The sequence below is a fragment of the Clostridium senegalense JC122 genome (assembly GCF_000285575.1).
Taxonomy (GTDB): Bacteria; Bacillota; Clostridia; order Clostridiales; family Clostridiaceae; genus Clostridium_J; species Clostridium_J senegalense.
Genome location: NZ_HE611050.1, coordinates 183,106 through 201,804, shown reverse-complemented (window position 1 = coordinate 201,804; position 18,699 = coordinate 183,106). Strand labels below are relative to the sequence as shown.

Sequence of the window (18,699 nt, the reverse complement as noted above, 5' to 3'; positions counted from 1 at the left end):
TCTAAATTAGCTGCCTAAAATAATAATTTTATATTTTAGACAGCTAGTTTTATTTTTATAAGTAATTAAAAATTTTGGTAAGATTTATGAATAAAAAACAATCATAGGTAGAATATTAATTTTAAATATGGAAAATTCATGGAGGAGGGATTAATTTGAAAAGAGTAAGTATCACTATAGTTTCAATCTTAATATGTTTAATAGGGTATTCAAATTGTTATGGAAATCCAACTGATGTAAAAAATGTGTTTGATTTAAAGTATAATAACAAAAAATTATATGAAGAAAAGTATTTAAATAATGAAATTGTAGTTTATGGAAAAATATACAAAATAACTGAAAAGGATGATGAGATAGCAATATTTATAAAGGAGCACAATTCTCCATTAGAAAATACACCTACAATTGATTTAGATAAAAGAGCAAAATGTATAATGAAAAGTTCTGATATAGAAAAAATATGTGATTTAAAAGTATGGACAGAAGTATCAATAAAGGGCATTTTGACAGAGTGTGGAGTTAGAACATTAAAATTAGATAACTGTACAATATATGAAAATATAGGTAGTAATTAAGGAGCTGTAAATATGAAGAAAAAGTTTTGCTATTTTTGCAATTATAATAACTGTATTTTGGTGTAAAAATGTAATTGCAATAGAACCTATGACGTTAAAAGATATAGTGATGATGCAATATAATGAAGTTAAATATAATAGAACTAAAGATACTGAAATAGTAGTAAAAACTACTATTGATAAAATTGAAAAAAAAGATGAAAAAATAATAATAAAATCTATTGAAGATTACAATATTATTAGAGGAAATTTTGAATTTGAACGTTATGATATTGAGCAGATAGAAAGTTTAAAAAAAGGTGATAATATATTAATAAAGGGGACTTTTAAAAAGATTAACAATGGTTTTTTAGGATTAGTAATATATATGGAAGATTGCAAAATAGAAAGTTTTTAAATATATAGAATCAAACTAAAATACTACTTCATAATTTTATGTAAAATTTTAATATACATAAGAAACCTACAATATTTTAATGTAGGTTTTTATTATTTAATAAATTATATTTAATATGAAAAAATGTTAATAGAAAAATAAGTAATAAAATGTAACTTTATAGAATATACTGATAGATATTGTATATTCTATAGCCTTTTTCTATTGGAATAGAATTGATAAATACTTTAAAATACAGTTGAAGAACAGTGAAAAGGAGGGGCCTTATGGACAAGTTAATTATTAAGAAAGATGAAATGACGCCTAAGGAAAGGATGGCTGCTTACTCTAAAGGTTTAGAAATAGACAGAATACCATGTATGCCACAAATGGGAGTTACAATGGCACCACTTATGGGTATAACAACAAATCAGTATTATAATTCTGCAGAATACATGGCAGAACTTGAAATATTTTTATTTAATAAATTAGGTCATGATTCAGTAGGGGTAGGAACTACTTTAAGAGGAGTAGCAGAAGCTATGGGAAGCAAAATTGCTTATCCTAATAATGGAGTGTCTTATTTAGAAGAACCAGTATTAAAAGATATAAGATTAGTAGATAATCTTTCACCAGCAGATCCATATAAAGATGGAAAATTGCCATTAGCTTTAAAAGCGCTAGAAATTATAGTGAAAAAAATAGGTGATAAAGTAGATGTGGGAAGTGATATAGCAGGACCACTAAGTGCAGCAGCAGCTGTAGTTGGAACAGAGAACTTATTAAAAGGAATGATAAAATATCCTGAGAAAGTTCATACATTGTTAGAAATAGTAACAGAAACAAACTTAAGAATAGTAAAAGCTTTTGCAAATTTAGGTGTAGATTTAGGAATGTCAGACCCAGTGTCATCTACAAGTTTAATAAGTGTAAAACAATTTAGAGAATTCTCTATGCCTTATGAAAAAATGTGTGTAGATAAAATGAGAGAGCTTTCTGGAAAAGGAACTAGCATACATATATGTGGTAAAAGCAAAGAGATATGGGAATCAATTTTAGAAACTGGGGTATCTTCTTTTAGTATTGATAATGCTGAAGATATAGAAGAAGCTAAAAAAATATTAGGACCTAAAGTGTGTATTTCAGGTAATGTTAAGCCTGTAGATACTATGAGAAATGGAACAATTGAAGAAATAATGAATGAAGCTAAATTATGTATAAAAAAGGGGTATGGAAGTCCTAAGGGATATGTTTTAAGTACAGGATGTCAAATTCCTATGGGAACACCAATTGAAAATATAGAAGCATTTATGAATGCAGCGAGAATATACGGAAGGTACCCAATTAATGTAGATGAACTTTAATATGAAAAGGTAATAAAAAGGTGATAAAAGTAATTATATAGTTTTGGAAAAGAGGTAGTTATTATGAATAAAGAAGAGTTATTTAAGAATATTAGTGATGCCATAGTAGATATGGAGGAAGATATAACTAGAGAGTTATGTGAAAAATCTTTAGAAGTGGGTATTCCTGCTTATGAAACTATAAATAATGGATTAATTAAAGGTATGGATAGAGTAGGAAAATTATATGAGGAGGAAGAATATTTTCTTCCAGAAGTACTAATTTGTTCAGATGCAATGAATGAAGGGTTAGATATTTTAAAGCCTCATTTAGATAGAGGAATATTAGACAAACCATTAAAAGTTGTTATAGGAGTTATAGAAGGGGATACTCATGATATAGGAAAAAATTTAGTAAAAGTAATGATGGAAGCAGCAGGATTTACTGTATATGATTTAGGCAGGGATGTTCCAGTTACTAGATTTGTTGAAGAGGCAGAAGAAAAAGAAGCAGATATCATTTGTATGTCAACACTTATGACAACGACTATGCCAGGAATGAAGAGTGTTATAGATAATTTGAAAAATAAAAATATTAGAGAAAGATTTAAAGTTATGATAGGTGGCGGTCCGGTATCTCAAAAGTTTGCTAGTGAAATAGGTGCAGATTTTTACACAGTTGATGCAAATGAGGCAGTTAGAAAAGTAAAAGAAGTCTTTGTAATCTAGAAATATAAATAATTTAATAATTATTATATATAAAAATGCTCTTAATTTTTTATAGAGCATTTTTATATATTAAAAGGAGTTGCAGGAAAATATGGAGAAAATTATTATTAAGAAATATGAAATGACTTCTAAAGAAAGAATGTCAGCTTTTTCAAAGGGATTAGAAATTGATAGAATACCATGTATGCCTCATATGGGAGAGTCTATGGCACCACTTATAGGGATAACAATTAATGAGTATTATCACTCAGCAGATAAAATGGCAGATTTAGAAGAATTTCTGTTTAATAAATTAGGTCATGATTCAGTTGGAATAAATACAACCTTAAGAGGTGTTGGAGAAGCTTTAGGAAGTAAATTAGTTTTTCCAAAGAATAATATATCTTATGTTGGAGAACCGATATTAAAGGATATAAAAGATGTAGATAATTTAGATGTTATTAACCCATTTAAAGATGGAAAGATTCCTATTTGTTTAGAAGCATTAGCTAAAGTGGTTGATAGACTTTCTAAAGTTGTAAATGTGGGATTTAATCTAGCAGGCCCACTAAGCGCAGCTTCAGCTGTTATAGGAACAGACAAACTTTTAAGAGCTATGATAAAAAATCCTGATAAACTTCATATTCTTTTGGATATTGTTACACAGTGTAATATGAAAATTATAGAAGCTGCATCAAATTTGGGTGTAGGTTTTTCGATGTCAGACCCAGTATCATCTACAAGTCTTTTAAGTATAAAGCAATATAAAGAATTTTCTATGCCTTATGAGAAAAAATGTGTTGACAAGGTTAAAGAAGCAACTGGTGGAGGAATGGGTATTCATATTTGTGGTAAAAGTAAAGAAATTTGGGATTTAGTAGCTGAAACAGGAATAACATCTATAAGTATAGATAATATTGAGGATGTTAAAGATGCAAAAGATATATTAGGAAACAAAATTTGTATTTCAGGTAATGTTAAACCAGTGGAAACTATAAAAAATGGAACTATAGAAGAAATTATGAATGAAGCTAAAAGCTGTATAAAAAAAGGTTATGGAAGTCCTAAAGGATATATATTAAGAACTGGATGTCAAATTCCTACTGGAACTAAAATTGAAAATATAGAAGCGCTTATGAATGCAGCTAGAATATATGGAAGATATCCTATAGACATAAGTAAACTTTAAAAAATTAAAAAGGGAAGGTTTTAGTTATGAATGAAAAGGAAAGATTATTAAAAGTTTTAAAAGGTGAAAAGGTAGACAGGCCTCCAGTTATATGTCCAGGTGGTATGATGAATGCAGCTGTTACTGATATATTAAAAGAAATTAAAGAAAACCATAATTGTGATTTAGAAGGTATGGTAATGGCAGCAAAAATGGTGAATGAAGAAATTGGCTTTGAAAATTATGGAGTACCATTTTGTATGACTGTTGAGGCAGAACCATTAGGTATAGAATTGAGTTTCGGCGATAAAACAGTAGAGCCAAGAGTAACAAAATATAATGAAGAAGAGATAGGGGAAATTATTAAAAAATATGATATAAATCCTATAAAAGATAAAAGAATGCCAATTGTTTTAAAGGCTATAGAAAAACTTAAAAATAATGAAGTACCAGTGATAGGTAATATAACTGGTCCCATAAGTACTGCAACTTCTATTGTAGATCCTTTAAAGCTTATAAAAATGTTTAGAAAAGATCCAGATTTAGCATATGAATTTATAGAATATGTAAATGATTACTCTATAGACTATGCAAAAGCTATGATTAATGCAGGAGCAGATGTTATAGCCATATCAGATCCTACAGCTACAGGTGAAATTCTAGGAAGAAAAAACTTTGAAAAATTTGCTTATCCTATGTATAAGAAGTTTTTAACTGAAATACATGAACTAGATACTCCTGTAATAATCCATATTTGTGGTGATACAAAAAATATTATAGAAAGTTTAGATGACTTAGATATTGATGCAGTAAGTTTTGACTCTATAGTAAATATGAGAAGTGCAAGAAAACAAATAAATAAAGCACTTATGGGGAATGTAAGTACCTTGCTATTACATCAAGGTGATAAAGAAAGAATAATAAGGGTGACAGAAAATTGTATTAACTCTGGTGTTGATATAGTTTCACCAGCCTGTGGACTTGGTATGTCAACTCCAAAAGAAAATTTAAGAGCTATGACGGATTATGTGAAAGGGAGAAGATAGTAATGGCAATAGCACATTTTATAGATGAGAATCTAAAGGTACAATGTGAAGAAGGAAAAACTATACTGGAGGTTATAAGAAAAAATAATTTAAAATTAGAAACTCCATGTAATGGTATTGGCATTTGTGGAAAATGTAAAGTTATTGCAAAGGGCAAATTAAGTGAAATAGATACTATAGAATTACCTTTTATAAATAAAGAAAAAAATGAAAGACTTGCATGTGTAGCAAAGATTCAAGGGGATGTTGATGTACAATTTATTAAAAACAATAAAAATTTAAAAACAGTAACTAAAGGTAAATCAATAGATGTAAAAGTGTCACCTAAAATAAAAAAAGAATTAGTAAATAACTTAGATAATAAAGTTTCAATACCATATATAGAGTATGTAAATGGGGATGTATCTTCAATAGAACTTTATGAAAAAATTTACAAATTAGAATCAGAAAATGTGGATTCTTTTGAAGTTGTGAAAAACAACTCAACAATATTAGATATAGATAATAAGATAGAAAAAGTTTACTCAGTAGCAATAGATATTGGAACAACAGGAATATCCAGTTATCTTATAAATTTAGAAAATGGAACAATTTTAAACAAATTATCTTCATTAAATCCTCAAACAGAATTTGGTGGAGATGTTTTAACAAGAATAACATATTGCATGGAGAATCCTAACGGTTTAGAAGACTTACAAAAGGCAATTACACTAGAAATAAATAGATTAAGTGGAGAACTTATAAGAGGAATAGGGGAAAGAAAAAACATTTATAATATAGCTATTGCAGGTAATACTACAATGTTACATTTATTATTGGGAATTAGCCCTATTTCATTAGCAAAAGCGCCATATAGACCGATATTTTTAAATGGGTTAGAAATAAAAGCTACAGATTTAGATATAGATATAAATCATGAAGGTACAATTTTAATTCTCCCTAATGGATCTGCTTATGTTGGAGCGGACATAATTGCTGGAGTTGTAGCTAGTGGATTTGATAGAAATAGTGAGTGTAGCATATTTGTAGATATAGGAACTAATGGAGAAATAGTTGCCATAAATAATGGTCAGATAATGGGTACATCCACAGCAGCAGGTCCAGCATTAGAAGGTATGAATATAAGCTGTGGATGCAGAGCTCAAGAAGGAGCTATTGAAGGATTTAGAATAGATGAAAATTACCATATTGAATATTCAGTAATAGGAGATTCAGAGCCAATAGGAATATGTGGTAGTGGTCTTTTAGATATAGCTGCAGAACTTGTAAAAGCTAATGTAATATTAAGCAGTGGGAGATTTAATAAGGAATTACCAGATAAATTAAAAAATAGATTAAAAGAGAAAAAGTTTTATATAACAGATAATATATATATTTCACAAAAAGATATTAGACAAATTCAATTAGCTAAAGGAGCAATTGCAGCAGGAATAACTATGTTGTTAAAAGAAATGAATATATCAATAGAGAATGTGAAAAATGCATATATAGCTGGAGCTTTTGGATATCATGTTAAAGGTGAAAGCATTACCAGTATAGGACTTATTCCAAAAGGATTTAGTGGTAAAATAGATTTCTTAGGAAACACATCTTTAGAAGGAGCAAGGCTTGCAACTATAAATGAAGATGTATTAAAATCTATGATGAGCTTAAAAGAAAAGATATCAATATTAGAACTTTCAACTAGTGAAGAATTTCAAAAACATTTTGTAAAAGAATTAAGTTTTTAAAATTTATAAATAAAGGTGATTAAAAATATGTTTAAATGTGTTAGTGATAATATAGAAAGTATACCTAAAACAATATATGATTGCTATCCAGACTTTTACGATAGAATAAATACTAATGAATTTATGTCAAAAATTTCCAAGGAAATAAAAGAAATAAAAAATGATGTATTTTGTAAAGTGCCATTTTGTAATACTATAGAGGCTGAAGCTTTTGGAGGTATAATAAAATTAGCAGATGAAAACACATCATCACGAGTTGGGGAATATTTTATTAATAGTGTTGAGGATTTAGAAAAAATAAGGCCAATAAATTTTTCTAAAGGTAGAATAAAAGAAGTATTAGATTCTGTAAAGAATTTAAGTGAAGATAAGGAAAATGTTGTATTAATGGTAGAAGGTCCTATGACAATAGTTACTTCACTTATGGATAGTAGGTTGTTTTATAAATTATATAGAAAAAATAAAGATGCTATAGAAAAACTTTTAAAATTAATAGAAGAAGGCATAGTAGAATATATTAGAAAAGCTATTGAAAATGGAGTTAAAGTTATATCGTATGCAGACCCTGTTGGTAACATAGATATAATTGGACCTAAATATTTTAAAGAGTTAACAGGTACTATGACGTGTAATATTATAAGGAGTGTGAAAGACATTTTAATAAGTAATAATGTTTTATTTCACATATGTGGTAGAACATCTACATCCTTAGAGGAATGTGACTTTGTTAATAAAAAATGTATTCACGGAAATGAAGAGTTAACTTATGGAGAGAATTTAATGAATTTATCACTAAATAAAGAAAATGATAAATTAATTGTTGTTGGACATTGGTGTATAAAAAGAACTTTTTTAAATAAAAGTGATAACATAATAACATTATTAGAATTAAAATAAAATTTAGAAACATAGAAACCAGCCCGCTAATTACTAAAATGGATTAGGTGCTGGTTTTTTTATAGGAAAAATAAAAATGTATTGACAAAAATAAATAAAAAACATACTATATAAGTATATTAGAAAATACTTATATAGTATGTTTTTCTTTAAGGAGGATTTTATGGAGAAGGAAACAAAAATTTTAAAGGCCTTGGCCCATCCAATAAGATTAAAAATAGTAGAAAAATTATCTAAAGAAGAGTTATGTGTATGCAAATTGAATGAAGATGTTGAATTTACTCAGTCCAACTTATCACAACATTTAAAAATATTAAAAGAAGCAAATATTTTAGATTCTCGTAAGGTGGGAATGTGGATGTATTATAGTATAAAAAATGAAGAAGTACTCAAAATTTTAGAATTAACTAAAGTGATTGCAAATAAGTGATAATATATATATTAAATAAAAAAGGAAAACGATAATTATAGGGAAACAAGCTCCAATTTAAATTTATTCAACACCCTTAAAATATTTTTGCACAAGATGTAGTATTGAATTCTAAGTGATTCGGAGCATGTCTCACTATTTTAGGTATCCAAGTTTTGGAATGGATAACTTTAAGAGTAAACTTGAAACCCTATAAATAATCAAAGTTAATGATATTAGATAAATACAAAAGGAGAATGTAGTATGAAAAATTTAAGTGATGAAAAGATAAAAAGTGCTGTATTAAAAAGTTACAAGTCAATTGCAATATCTAATGGTGCAAGTGAGAGTTGCTGTAACAATAAAACTTTAACAATAAAAAATTCACCAGTAGATATATCAAGTAAAATAGGATATTCAATGAAAGAACTAGAATCTGCACCAAAAGAATCAAATATGGGACTAGGGTGTGGAAATCCACAGCTTATAGCAAATATAAAAGAAGGTGAAACCGTATTAGATTTAGGATGTGGAGCAGGATTCGATTGTTTTTTAGCAGCTGATAAAGTCGGCGATAAAGGAATGGTAATAGGGGTAGACATGACCTTTGAGATGTTAAAAAAGGCAAGAGCTACGAGTAGAAGAAATAGGTATAAAAATGTTGATTTTAGACTTGGTGAGATTGAGAATCTTCCAGTAGAAAATGCTATAGTGGATGTTATCATATCTAATTGTGTTATAAATTTATCTACTAATAAGCAGAGGGTATATAATGAGGCTTATCGTGCTTTAAAAAAAGGTGGAAGAATTGCTATATCAGATATAGTAATAATGAAAGAGCTTACAGAGGAAATGAAAAATGATGAAAAGCTTTATTGTGGATGAGTTACAGGTGCATCCTCAGTTGAGGAATTAGAAGCATATCTTCATGAAGCTGGTTTTGAAGATATAACAATAGATGTAAAAGAAGTACCTAAGGAATATGAAGAAAAATGGGGACATAATTTAAAAGTTGGAGAGTATATTATGTCTGCAGCTGTTAAAGCAGTAAAAAAATAAGTTATAAAGGATATTAAAAGGATGTATTTATAATTGTTTATAAATCATCCTTTTGTAATTTAAAAATAGATTTGAATTTAAGCTTATACCATATATAGCCTAATATATGAATATACTATAGAGATAATATTAAAAAGGTAGGTTGATTTATGGACATAAATGGATATGCAACTTTAGAAGGTACAAAGATGTACTTTAACAAAATGAGTGTGGATAATTCTATTTTAAGAAGAACCCCTTGGTTTTATACATTACCAATGGCCATTGGCACATATCTTGGGGAAACTAAGGAAGTTCATTCAGAACTTTATGTAGATAGTATAATCTATGGATTAAGTCATGGTGTTAATTATGTTGATACAGCAGCCATTTATAGAGAAATGAGATCAGAAAAAGATATAGGAAAAGCCTTAGAATATTTAATAAATGAAAAAAGGTTAATTAAGAGAAATGAAATTGTTATATCATCAAAGGCAGGTATTATTGATAACAATTATGATTTAGGTATTAGTTGCAGTGATTATATAAATAATATAATTTTAAAAGAACCTTCAATAAAAAGAGAAAATCAAATAATAGAAGAAAATCAAGTTATATATTCAATTGATAGTGCACTACATGAATTTTCTTTAAAAAATAGTATGAAAAATTTAAAAGTAAGTACTATTGATATTATGTATATACACAATCCGGAGTTATCAATGAGTATATTAAAAGAAAAAGAATTTTATAATCAATTACAAGAGCTATTTAAATTTTATGAACAGCAAGTTAAAAATGGTAGAATAAGATTCTATGGTATGGCAACTTGGTATGCTTTTAGAGTAGGAGAAAATAATCCAATGCATATTTCTTTAGAAAAAGTAGTAAGTTTAGCAAAAAAAGTAGGGGGAGAAGGACATCATTTTAAGTTTATTCAAATGCCATATAATATAAAGAATACTGAAGCATCTACAAGTAAGACTCAAAAGGTAAACAACAGATATGTTACTTCGATAGAAGCTGCAAATAGATTGGATTTATTTGTTACAATAAGTGCTCCACTTAATCAATGTAAGGATTTTGACAACAGTGAATTTAATTATAAAAAACTTATAGATTATGTTATAAATACTAAAGGAGTATATGCTGCTATGATAGGAAGTAAAAGAAGAGAGAATTTAATAAAAAATATAGATGCTATTTTATAATTTTTAAATACAAGATGCAGTGTTAAATTCTAAGTAATTCAAAGCAGGGCTCACTATTTTAAATATTTAAGTTTTGGAAAATAGTTTTCAAATTAAATATAAACTATTTAATAAAAATATAGCATTTAAAAAGATGCTATATTTTTATTATATTTCTAAATAGTCATATTAAAATGTGTTGTATGAATGTAAGAAAAAATTGTATAATACCTAGAGAAAGAAGGTGGGAAAATGTATTTTAATGCGTTAAAAGAGGTTAGTGCAATATTAAATAAACTGAATTGTTTATGGGCAGTAGGAGGTTCATTAGTGCTTTATAATAAAGGGTTATGGGAATGTCCTAATGATATAGATATATTAATAAATTTTAAAGATGTAGAAAAAGTAAAGAATGTAATGGATGCAAGGTATGAAAAGCTAGAACTTAAATACAAAGATAATTTTAAAACAAAGGCATTTTTTAGATATAAGATTAATGGCATAAACATAGAATTTATGGGTGATTTTAAAATAGTTTGTAATGATAATGTATATTCTTTTTTATTAGATGAAAAAACCATAGTAGACAAAATGGATATAGGTGGTGTAAAAGTAAATGTATCATCATTAGAAGATTGGATTGTAGCATACTATTTAATGGGTGATCCAAAGGGACGAGTTCCTATAATAAAAGAATATTTTATAGAAAATGGAGTAGAAAATAAGGAGATACTTGAAAGAGCATTGAAACAAAAAGTGTCTAAAAATTTAGAATATGAAATGTTAAATTTAATGTAGTAGGGAGAGTTTGATTTGAAAGAGTTAAATATAGATCAATGGAAGAGAAAAAAACAATATGAGCATTTTAAAAATTTAGATTATCCACACATTAGTGTATGTGCTAATATAGATATTACAAATTTTTATAATTATATAAAAACAAAAAGAAAACCTTTTTTTATATCCTTTGTATATGTTGCTACTAAAACAGCCAATCTTATAAATGAATTTAAATATAGAGTTAGAGATGAAAAAGTTATAGTACATGATGTTGTTAGTCCATCATTTACAATAATGAATGATGATGAAGTATTTAATTTTTGTCCTGTAGAATTTAGTGAAGATTTCAATGAATTTGTAAGTAGAGGGACTAATGAGATTGATAGAAGAAAAAAGTTTGTAGATCTTAAAGATGAGCCTAATAGAGATGATTTCTTATTTATTACAAGTATTCCATGGGTATCATTTACTAGCATGTCACATCCTATACATATGAGCCCAGTTGATACTATTCCAAGAATAGCATGGGGGAAGTATTTTAAAGAAAATGAAAAAATAAAAATGCCATTATCAATTCAAGCACATCATGCTTTGGTAGATGGTGCTCATATAGGGATGTACTTTGAAAAAATTCAACAAATATTAAATAATCCAGAAATTTATCTTTAATTTATTAAAGCGACATTGTAAAATACAATACTGTTATGTAAAATAAAGGTAAGAGATGCTTTAAATGTGATTATAAGAAACTAGTTATAAAGAAACATGATTATAACTAGTTTTTTATATAATTAATAGTTTTAATAATATAAATATTTAGGTGGTAATCTTATAAACGATTATATAAAGAAATATAATTGTTTTATTTAATAAAAGGGGTGGAAAAAATGATTGAGGAGGTTAGAGAATACTATGATAAAGAAGCTGAAAGGGAATGGGAAAGACTTGGAAAACCATATTCAAATATAGAATTTTTAACAACAATTAATATGATTAATAAATATTTTAAAAAAGATGGAAAGATTTTAGATATAGGTTGTGGACCAGGTAGATACTCTATAGAACTTTTAAAAATGGGATATAAAGTTTCACTTTTAGATATTTCACAGAATGAACTTGATATAGCAAAGAAAAAAATAAATCATATAGGATTAAAAGCAGAAAACTATTATTGTCAAAGTGCTTTGGAATTAAGCAGTTTTGAAGATGAAAGTTTTGATGGAGTTTTATTAATGGGACCGTTATATCATTTACATTATGAAGAAGAAAGAGAGAAAGTTTTAAGGGAGGTTTATAGAATACTAAAACATGATGGTATAGCATTAATAACTTATATTAATACTTGGGGATGTTTAAAGGCAGCTGTAAGTGAGTTCCCAGAAGTATTTAATGATAAATTGCATTTTGATAGATATTTAAAAGGAAATTTAAAATTTTCTAAAGATGAAAGTTTTACAGCAACTTTTTTTACAAGTCCACATTTAGCCATAGACGAAGTTAAGCAATGTAATTTTAAAATTGTATCCTATGGAGGAGCGGAAAGTTTTTTAAGTGGACTAAATATACAAATGGAGAATCTATATAGGTATGCACCTGAATTATATGATAATTTTGTACAAGCAGCTATAGAGTGTTGTGAATTACCACAGTATAGAGATAGTACAGAGCATATTAATATAATTGTAACTAAATAAAGGGTATATTGAATGAGGTGATGTTTTGGAATTTAATATTTCGGTGGCTATTGCTTTTATAATAAACATAATAATATGTGGTGCATTATATGGTTACTGGTGAAAATAATAAAGATTATAAAAAAGAAAAGTTTATAGCATTTTAAAATAATAAAAAATACTATACGGAGATGATAGAATGAGCAGAAAAAAATCATTATTTTGTGAAGTAATAGATGAAATTATAGATATATTAACTTCTCCATTTAGAAGAAAGAAAAAGGATAAAAGAAAAGTTAGTAGCAAAAAAAGTACAAAATCAGAAGATATAAATGTATTAAAAAAAGCTATAGAAGAAAGTCAAGGTACTATAGAATTAGGACAAGAGGAAACTAATATTGTTAAGACATGGCTAAAAGATGATTAACATAAAAACCTATAGACTAGACCAATGAAAAGTTTAAGTCTATAGGTTTTATTATATAGGGTTCCAAGTTGACTCTTAAAGTTATCCATTCCAAAACTTGGATACCTAAAATAGTGAGACATGCTCCGAATCATTTAGAATTCAATGCTGAATCTTGTATGAAAATATTTTAAAGTTATTGAATAAATTTAAATTTGAGCTTGTTTCCCTATATACCTATATACTTGATAAAATAAAAATTAAACATGAATACATAATGGAACTATGCCTATGTAGATAGGAGTAGGTTCTGGAAAATCAAAGTTTTCAGCATATGGAAAATTTAAATTATTTGTTGATATAAACTTTTTTATAGGCTCTATAACATCATCTACCATAGTATCTCTTAAGATAGAATCTATATAAGCTACTTTGCCAAAGATAGTTACAGGTTTATTTTCTATACAACTTAATGAAGAAAAATTATCTTTACTAAGAGGTATTACTAATCTATATTTATAAAAAAGTAGCTGAGAAAAATAATCTACACAATGATTAGTATCTATATCAGTTAAAGTAGATTTTAAGTATGTCAAAAATTTTGTAGGGTCCACTGTATTGGAATTAGCATTGGATAGCATTTGAAGTTCTAGTGAATTAGCAATGGAACAAAGATTTTTCACCTCAGGATCTTTAAACAATAGAGTAGTAACTTCAATCATATCCCCTGCTTTAAGGGATTTTAAATCATTTAAATTATTTAAGTTTTTTATAAGATTATTTTCTTCTAGCATTTCATGCAGTCTTAAAAAAGTTGTAGTTGGACACTGACAAATAGATTCAATAGTTACAGTTACAAAAGCTTGAGTATATTCTATGGTTCCATTTCCTTGAGTAATTCTTCCACAGGTAAGCTCGCTTAATGGCAATGTTGACTTTATAGAAAATTCTTTTTTATTTATAAAAAATTCAGTGTTAGCAAGAGCGATTACAGTAGCTTTAAATATAGAAACTAAGTATGGTGGGTTTAAATATATTGGTGTTACAATAGGCATAAAAATCAACTCCTAAAATTCATTTTACACTATAATTTTTATTAGGTTGAAATCTCTTTAAATAGATCTAATTTTTAAGTTATATATGTTTTAAAATTATACGGTTATTGAATTATAAAATTAAAAATTTAATATTATATAAATATTTCTTATTATTAAGTGTATAAAAAATATTCTAAAGTAGAACTGTTGTAAACAAAAACGTAGTTATAATATGTTAAAAGATTTAAAAAAATGATATAATTTAAAAGTGATAATTTTCGAAAAATTTCAACTAAGGGGGATAGCTATGAAAATTTTAATTGCATTAGTAATTGGCATGACTTTAGGGTACATAAGGCCATTGAAAGAAAAACAATTGAAAATCAATGGTAAACTACAACAATTAGGTGTTGTGTTTTTACTTTTCTTTATGGGAGCATCTATAGGATCCAATGATGAAATTATAAAGAATATAGGTTCTATAGGGTTAATTGCATTCATATTTTCTGCATTATCAGTAGTAGGTAGCATTGTGTTAGTATATTTTTTAAGTGAAAAATTAATTATTAAAAAGCATAAGGGTACCAATGCTTCCAATAATGGTAAAGTTATAGATGAATGTACAACATCTTATGAAGAAAATATTTAAAGGGGAGGAGATTTAAGTTTGACTATTGTAATACTTATATCAATGATGATAGGAATATTATTTGGAAAATTTATTTTTCCAGAACAAATTATAGGGAATATGGAGAATATAGCTAATATGGCTTTATTCATGTTAATATTTTTAGTAGGATTAGACGTTGGTTCTAATAAAGAGATATTAAGAGATATTAAGGAAACTGGACTTAAAGTTTTAATAATTCCTTTTGGAACAATAGTAGGTAGTTTAGCAGGAGGATTAATAAGTGGAATAATATTTAAAATGCCTTATAATGAAAGTTTAGCTGTAGCATCTGGATTTGGATGGTATAGTTTATCAGCTATATTGCTTACAGATATGGCTAATGCTAATCTTGGAGCTATAGCATTTTTATCAAATGTATTTAGAGAGGTTATGGCAGTTATTTTAATACCTATATTAGCAAAAAAACTAAATAATTATACAGCAATAGCGCCATGTGGAGCAACTTCTATGGATACAACTCTTCCAATAGTTGCAAAGGCAACAAATAGTGAAATTGGAGTTATATCTTTTATAAATGGAGTTATATTAAGTTCTCTAGTACCAGTTTTTGTGACTTTCTTTTATAATTTATAAAAGTTTAGGATTTAATAAAGTAATACAAGTTAATATATTAAAATCAACATACTAAATAAAAAAGTTTAGAATGAAATTAAAAATTCATTCTAAACTTTTTATGTTAATCTTTCTTTTTTATATTACAACCTTGGCAGCTACCATTACAACCAGAGCAACCACCATCTTTAAGTTTTTTCTTACCTTGTTTAATTAAAATATATAAAGCAACTACAACGATACCGGCTGTTATTACTATTTCCATCATGTGACCACCTTCCTTAAATTTTAAAATAAAAGTGTTCCAATGTTAAATACTAAAAATGATACAATCCAAGCTACTGCAAACTGATATATTGCTCCAAATGCTGCAAATTTACCACCAAATTCTTTCTTTTGTGTACCTATAACTGCTACACAAGGAGTATATAATAGACAGAATGTTAAAAATGATAATGCACTTATACTTGTTAAAGTAGCTGTTAGTGATGCTTCAAGACCAGTTGGATATAGAACTTCCAAAGTACCTATAACTATTTCTTTTGCTCCAAGACCAGTTAGAAGTGCAACTGAATTTTGCCAATTTGCAAATCCTAAAGGTTTAAATAATGGAGTTAAGAAAGTACCAATCGCTGCTAAAAAGCTTTTATCCATTTCCACCATACCACTAAAGCTAAAGTTAGATAGGAACCATACTAAAACTGAAATTGAAAATATAATTGTTCCTGCTTTTCTTAAGAAACCTTTTCCTTTTTCCCAAGTTAAAAAGATTACTGATTTTACTTCAGGTAGCTTGTACTCAGGTAATTCAACTATAAATGGTTCTTCAGACTTTTTAAATAAAGTATTTTTAAATAATAAAGCAATTGATAATGCTACCATTATACCTAGAAAATATAATGAAAATACTACTAATGTTTCATGACCAGGAAAAAATAGAGGAACAAACATTGCGTAAATTGGAAGTCTAGCATTACAAGACATAAATGGTAAGATTAGAGCTGTAAGCTTTCTATCCTTTTCACTTTCAAGAGTTCTTGATGCCATTATTCCTGGAACAGAGCATCCAAATCCCATCATAAGAGGGATAAATGCTTTTCCTGATAGACCAACCTTTCTCATTATCTTATCCATTATAAAAGCAACTCTAGCCATATATCCACTATCCTCAAGTATTGACATACCTAGGAATAAAGTTAATATTATAGGTAAAAAAGTTATAATTCCGCCAACACCTGCAATAATACCTTCAACTATTAATGATTGAAACCATGGACTTGTATTAGAAAGTAGTGATGAAACCATACTAGAAAATGGTCCATCAAAGAAACTTGCTAACAATTCTTGTAATGGAGCACCTACCCAATTAAATGTAAACTTAAAAATTATATATAGTATAAATAAAAAAGCAGGATATGCTAAAAATTTATTAAGAACTATTTTATCTATTTTTTCAGTTATTGTTATTTTGTTTTCATTAGGTTTAGTTATACAAGAGTTTAAAATATTACTAATATATTTATATGTTCTTTCTTCATTCATTGACTCAAAATTATGCCTATTATTTATACTTAAATCTAAAAGAGAATAATCTTTTGACTTTAGAAAATCTTTTACATCTGAAATGCCTTCTTTTTTAGAAGCAGATATAGGCATAATTTTAACTCCTAATTTTTTAGAAAGTAAATCAAAATTAATATTGATTCCTTTGCTTCGAGCAACATCTATCATGTTAACAACCAGTAAAATTGGTTTTTTAAACTGTGTTAATTGACTTGTAAGATATAAATTCCTTTCTAAGTTAGAAGCATCAACTATATTTATTATTAAATCAACTTCATCACTTTTAAGAAAATCCTTTGAAATTTTTTCTTCGTTTGAAAATGCATCCATAGCATATATTCCAGGCAAGTCCACAATTTTTATATCTTTATCTATAAAACCTTCTTTTTTATCCACTGTAACTCCAGCCCAATTTCCTACATGTTGGTTTGAGCCTGTTAATGCATTAAATAAAGTAGTTTTTCCAACATTAGGATTACCAAGTAGTGCAATATTAGCCATCATCATACCTCCATAGCTAGTTTGAATTTTTCTTCATTTGAATTATTATTTAAATCTATATCTATTGTTTTAGCATCTTTTTTTCTTATAGCTAAATTTGTACCACGTACATTTATTACTATAGGGTCACCTAAAGGTGCAGTTTGTTTCATTAAAACCTTTGTACCTTCAACAAAACCTAAGGCTAATAAACGTTTTGAAAGTTTTTTATCACAATTTATATTTTTAATAAAACCTATATCTCCAGGTTTTAAATCTTGTAATGTCATTAAAATCACTCCTCATTGAAAACAATTCTCAATATCATTATATTAAGTGAAAGTGATTTTGTCAATATTTTTTTAAAATATACTGTAGAATATTAAAATTTTATATATCTATATAATAAAATTTAAAAATAGAAATAAAATTTCAATTATAATAAAAATGAAAGCTGTAACTAAATGGATAAAACCACTTAATTACAGCTTTCATTTAAAGATGATATATTTGTATCTTTACTATTCTCAGTATCTTTATTTGAAATATACTTGTTCCAATTTACATAGATATAAAATAAACTTACTACATCTTGCATATTATATAAAAGTATTTTTTCTTTTTTAGCATGTGGCATTCTATTAAAGTAGGTGTCATCTTTCATAATCTTGCTAAAAGTTTTTGCAAGATTAGAACCACTTATAACTTCACTTTCACGCTTAATATTAAATTTACATTCTAAATTTTTAAGGCCTATTGAAGTATTCATAATTTTTTCATACTCTTTTTGAAGGTCTATGTCTTTTAGTGAATTTTCAATACTAAAATTTATATTATATTTCTTATAAAGATAATTTATAACTGTAAAATCATTATTACCAGAGAATGTAACTATATATTTTTTATTGTGATTATCAATTAAATCTTTAAAATATTTTTCAGATAAATCCAATAATTTTTTTAATTCAAATCTATTTTGTAACATATATTGAGTAATTTTTAATGTATTATCTTTTGCTTCATAATAAGCACTTCCA

General features: G+C 27.0%; 22 protein-coding genes. 17 read left to right on the top strand and 5 right to left on the bottom strand.

What is annotated here, in order from left to right; genetic code table 11:
* The first annotated feature begins 155 nt into the window (after positions 1 to 155).
* The 15 genes from CSGHG_RS01400 to CSGHG_RS01330 all read left to right on the top strand — a co-directional run bounded on the left by CSGHG_RS01400 (position 156) and on the right by CSGHG_RS01330 (position 13,360).
* The gene (locus CSGHG_RS01400; RefSeq protein WP_010292023.1) at positions 156 to 575 is read left to right on the top strand and encodes a hypothetical protein; all 420 of its coding nucleotides are present in this window, start codon (positions 156 to 158) and stop codon (positions 573 to 575) included.
* 88 nt (positions 576 to 663) lie between these two features.
* Entirely contained in the window at positions 664 to 972 is a 309-nt protein-coding gene (locus CSGHG_RS01395) for a hypothetical protein (protein ID WP_026022174.1), read from the top strand.
* 266 nt (positions 973 to 1,238) lie between these two features.
* On the top strand, positions 1,239 to 2,315 hold the full coding sequence (locus tag CSGHG_RS01390) for a uroporphyrinogen decarboxylase family protein (RefSeq protein WP_010292019.1): 1,077 nt from the start codon (positions 1,239 to 1,241) through the stop codon (positions 2,313 to 2,315).
* 63 nt (positions 2,316 to 2,378) lie between these two features.
* A complete protein-coding gene (locus tag CSGHG_RS01385) occupies positions 2,379 to 3,023 on the top strand; it encodes a corrinoid protein (RefSeq protein ID WP_010292018.1) in 645 nt (214 codons plus the stop codon).
* A gap of 91 nt (positions 3,024 to 3,114) precedes the next feature.
* Complete coding sequence (locus tag CSGHG_RS01380; RefSeq protein ID WP_010292017.1) at positions 3,115 to 4,191, top strand: uroporphyrinogen decarboxylase family protein; 1,077 nt, start codon at positions 3,115 to 3,117, stop codon at positions 4,189 to 4,191.
* 26 nt (positions 4,192 to 4,217) lie between these two features.
* The gene (locus CSGHG_RS01375; protein WP_010292016.1) at positions 4,218 to 5,216 is read left to right on the top strand and encodes an MtaA/CmuA family methyltransferase; all 999 of its coding nucleotides are present in this window, start codon (positions 4,218 to 4,220) and stop codon (positions 5,214 to 5,216) included.
* Positions 5,217 to 5,218: 2 nt separating this feature from the next.
* Complete coding sequence (locus tag CSGHG_RS01370; protein WP_010292014.1) at positions 5,219 to 6,946, top strand: ASKHA domain-containing protein; 1,728 nt, start codon at positions 5,219 to 5,221, stop codon at positions 6,944 to 6,946.
* A gap of 27 nt (positions 6,947 to 6,973) precedes the next feature.
* Complete coding sequence (locus CSGHG_RS01365; protein WP_010292012.1) at positions 6,974 to 7,843, top strand: uroporphyrinogen decarboxylase family protein; 870 nt, start codon at positions 6,974 to 6,976, stop codon at positions 7,841 to 7,843.
* Positions 7,844 to 8,006: 163 nt separating this feature from the next.
* Positions 8,007 to 8,273, top strand: a complete 267-nt coding sequence (locus CSGHG_RS01360) for an ArsR/SmtB family transcription factor (RefSeq protein ID WP_010292010.1) — start codon at positions 8,007 to 8,009, stop codon at positions 8,271 to 8,273.
* Between the two features lie 243 nt (positions 8,274 to 8,516).
* Positions 8,517 to 9,311 carry an arsenite methyltransferase gene (gene arsM, locus CSGHG_RS19520; protein WP_147582067.1) on the top strand — a complete coding sequence of 265 codons (795 nt, stop codon included), beginning with the start codon at positions 8,517 to 8,519 and terminating at the stop codon, positions 9,309 to 9,311.
* A gap of 149 nt (positions 9,312 to 9,460) precedes the next feature.
* Positions 9,461 to 10,501: an aldo/keto reductase gene (locus CSGHG_RS01350; protein WP_010292007.1), complete on the top strand. Its 1,041-nt coding sequence runs from the start codon at positions 9,461 to 9,463 to the stop codon at positions 10,499 to 10,501.
* Positions 10,502 to 10,732: 231 nt separating this feature from the next.
* Positions 10,733 to 11,278: a nucleotidyltransferase family protein gene (locus tag CSGHG_RS01345; RefSeq protein WP_010292006.1), complete on the top strand. Its 546-nt coding sequence runs from the start codon at positions 10,733 to 10,735 to the stop codon at positions 11,276 to 11,278.
* 15 nt (positions 11,279 to 11,293) lie between these two features.
* Positions 11,294 to 11,929 (top strand): chloramphenicol acetyltransferase, encoded by a 636-nt coding sequence (locus CSGHG_RS01340; RefSeq protein ID WP_010292005.1) that lies wholly within the window; start codon positions 11,294 to 11,296, stop codon positions 11,927 to 11,929.
* 218 nt (positions 11,930 to 12,147) lie between these two features.
* On the top strand, positions 12,148 to 12,954 hold the full coding sequence (locus CSGHG_RS01335; protein WP_010292004.1) for a class I SAM-dependent methyltransferase: 807 nt from the start codon (positions 12,148 to 12,150) through the stop codon (positions 12,952 to 12,954).
* A 178-nt stretch (positions 12,955 to 13,132) separates the two neighbouring features.
* Positions 13,133 to 13,360 (top strand): hypothetical protein, encoded by a 228-nt coding sequence (locus tag CSGHG_RS01330; RefSeq protein ID WP_010292003.1) that lies wholly within the window; start codon positions 13,133 to 13,135, stop codon positions 13,358 to 13,360.
* A gap of 239 nt (positions 13,361 to 13,599) precedes the next feature.
* Here CSGHG_RS01330 and CSGHG_RS01325 read toward each other — a convergent pair whose 3' ends face one another.
* Positions 13,600 to 14,394 (bottom strand): hypothetical protein, encoded by a 795-nt coding sequence (locus CSGHG_RS01325; RefSeq protein ID WP_010292002.1) that lies wholly within the window; start codon positions 14,392 to 14,394, stop codon positions 13,600 to 13,602.
* A gap of 289 nt (positions 14,395 to 14,683) precedes the next feature.
* Here CSGHG_RS01325 and CSGHG_RS19515 point away from each other — a divergent pair, with 289 nt between their 5' ends.
* Together CSGHG_RS19515 and CSGHG_RS01315 are read left to right on the top strand one after the other, a co-directional pair.
* On the top strand, positions 14,684 to 15,025 hold the full coding sequence (locus CSGHG_RS19515; protein ID WP_010292000.1) for a LysO family transporter: 342 nt from the start codon (positions 14,684 to 14,686) through the stop codon (positions 15,023 to 15,025).
* Positions 15,026 to 15,043: 18 nt separating this feature from the next.
* Positions 15,044 to 15,640 carry a LysO family transporter gene (locus tag CSGHG_RS01315; protein WP_010291998.1) on the top strand — a complete coding sequence of 199 codons (597 nt, stop codon included), beginning with the start codon at positions 15,044 to 15,046 and terminating at the stop codon, positions 15,638 to 15,640.
* A 103-nt stretch (positions 15,641 to 15,743) separates the two neighbouring features.
* On the opposite strand, the gene CSGHG_RS22955 is transcribed toward CSGHG_RS01315, so the two are convergent.
* The 4 genes from CSGHG_RS22955 to CSGHG_RS19505 form a co-directional block, all read right to left on the bottom strand.
* Entirely contained in the window at positions 15,744 to 15,887 is a 144-nt protein-coding gene (locus CSGHG_RS22955; RefSeq protein ID WP_235700097.1) for a FeoB-associated Cys-rich membrane protein, read from the bottom strand.
* 20 nt (positions 15,888 to 15,907) lie between these two features.
* Positions 15,908 to 17,683 (bottom strand): ferrous iron transport protein B, encoded by a 1,776-nt coding sequence (gene feoB, locus CSGHG_RS01305; protein ID WP_010291997.1) that lies wholly within the window; start codon positions 17,681 to 17,683, stop codon positions 15,908 to 15,910.
* Between the two features lie 2 nt (positions 17,684 to 17,685).
* Entirely contained in the window at positions 17,686 to 17,952 is a 267-nt protein-coding gene (locus tag CSGHG_RS19510) for a FeoA family protein (RefSeq protein ID WP_010291996.1), read from the bottom strand.
* 188 nt (positions 17,953 to 18,140) lie between these two features.
* Positions 18,141 to 18,699, bottom strand: a 559-nt coding sequence (locus CSGHG_RS19505) for a ribonuclease H-like domain-containing protein (RefSeq protein ID WP_010291995.1), incomplete at its 5' end; no start/stop codon positions are given.

Coding starts and splice junctions, on each gene's coding strand:
- CSGHG_RS01395 (WP_026022174.1), top strand. CDS start 664: ATGACGTTAAAAGATATAGTGATGATGCAATATAATGAAGTTAAATAT.
- CSGHG_RS19510 (WP_010291996.1), bottom strand. CDS start 17,952: ATGACATTACAAGATTTAAAACCTGGAGATATAGGTTTTATTAAAAAT.
- CSGHG_RS01380 (WP_010292017.1), top strand. CDS start 3,115: ATGGAGAAAATTATTATTAAGAAATATGAAATGACTTCTAAAGAAAGA.
- CSGHG_RS01370 (WP_010292014.1), top strand. CDS start 5,219: ATGGCAATAGCACATTTTATAGATGAGAATCTAAAGGTACAATGTGAA.
- CSGHG_RS01385 (WP_010292018.1), top strand. CDS start 2,379: ATGAATAAAGAAGAGTTATTTAAGAATATTAGTGATGCCATAGTAGAT.
- CSGHG_RS01325 (WP_010292002.1), bottom strand. CDS start 14,394: ATGCCTATTGTAACACCAATATATTTAAACCCACCATACTTAGTTTCT.
- feoB (WP_010291997.1), bottom strand. CDS start 17,683: ATGGCTAATATTGCACTACTTGGTAATCCTAATGTTGGAAAAACTACT.
- CSGHG_RS01365 (WP_010292012.1), top strand. CDS start 6,974: ATGTTTAAATGTGTTAGTGATAATATAGAAAGTATACCTAAAACAATA.
- CSGHG_RS22955 (WP_235700097.1), bottom strand. CDS start 15,887: ATGATGGAAATAGTAATAACAGCCGGTATCGTTGTAGTTGCTTTATAT.
- CSGHG_RS01335 (WP_010292004.1), top strand. CDS start 12,148: ATGATTGAGGAGGTTAGAGAATACTATGATAAAGAAGCTGAAAGGGAA.
- CSGHG_RS01345 (WP_010292006.1), top strand. CDS start 10,733: ATGTATTTTAATGCGTTAAAAGAGGTTAGTGCAATATTAAATAAACTG.
- CSGHG_RS01350 (WP_010292007.1), top strand. CDS start 9,461: ATGGACATAAATGGATATGCAACTTTAGAAGGTACAAAGATGTACTTT.
- CSGHG_RS19515 (WP_010292000.1), top strand. CDS start 14,684: ATGAAAATTTTAATTGCATTAGTAATTGGCATGACTTTAGGGTACATA.
- CSGHG_RS01375 (WP_010292016.1), top strand. CDS start 4,218: ATGAATGAAAAGGAAAGATTATTAAAAGTTTTAAAAGGTGAAAAGGTA.
- CSGHG_RS01390 (WP_010292019.1), top strand. CDS start 1,239: ATGGACAAGTTAATTATTAAGAAAGATGAAATGACGCCTAAGGAAAGG.
- CSGHG_RS01360 (WP_010292010.1), top strand. CDS start 8,007: ATGGAGAAGGAAACAAAAATTTTAAAGGCCTTGGCCCATCCAATAAGA.
- CSGHG_RS01330 (WP_010292003.1), top strand. CDS start 13,133: ATGAGCAGAAAAAAATCATTATTTTGTGAAGTAATAGATGAAATTATA.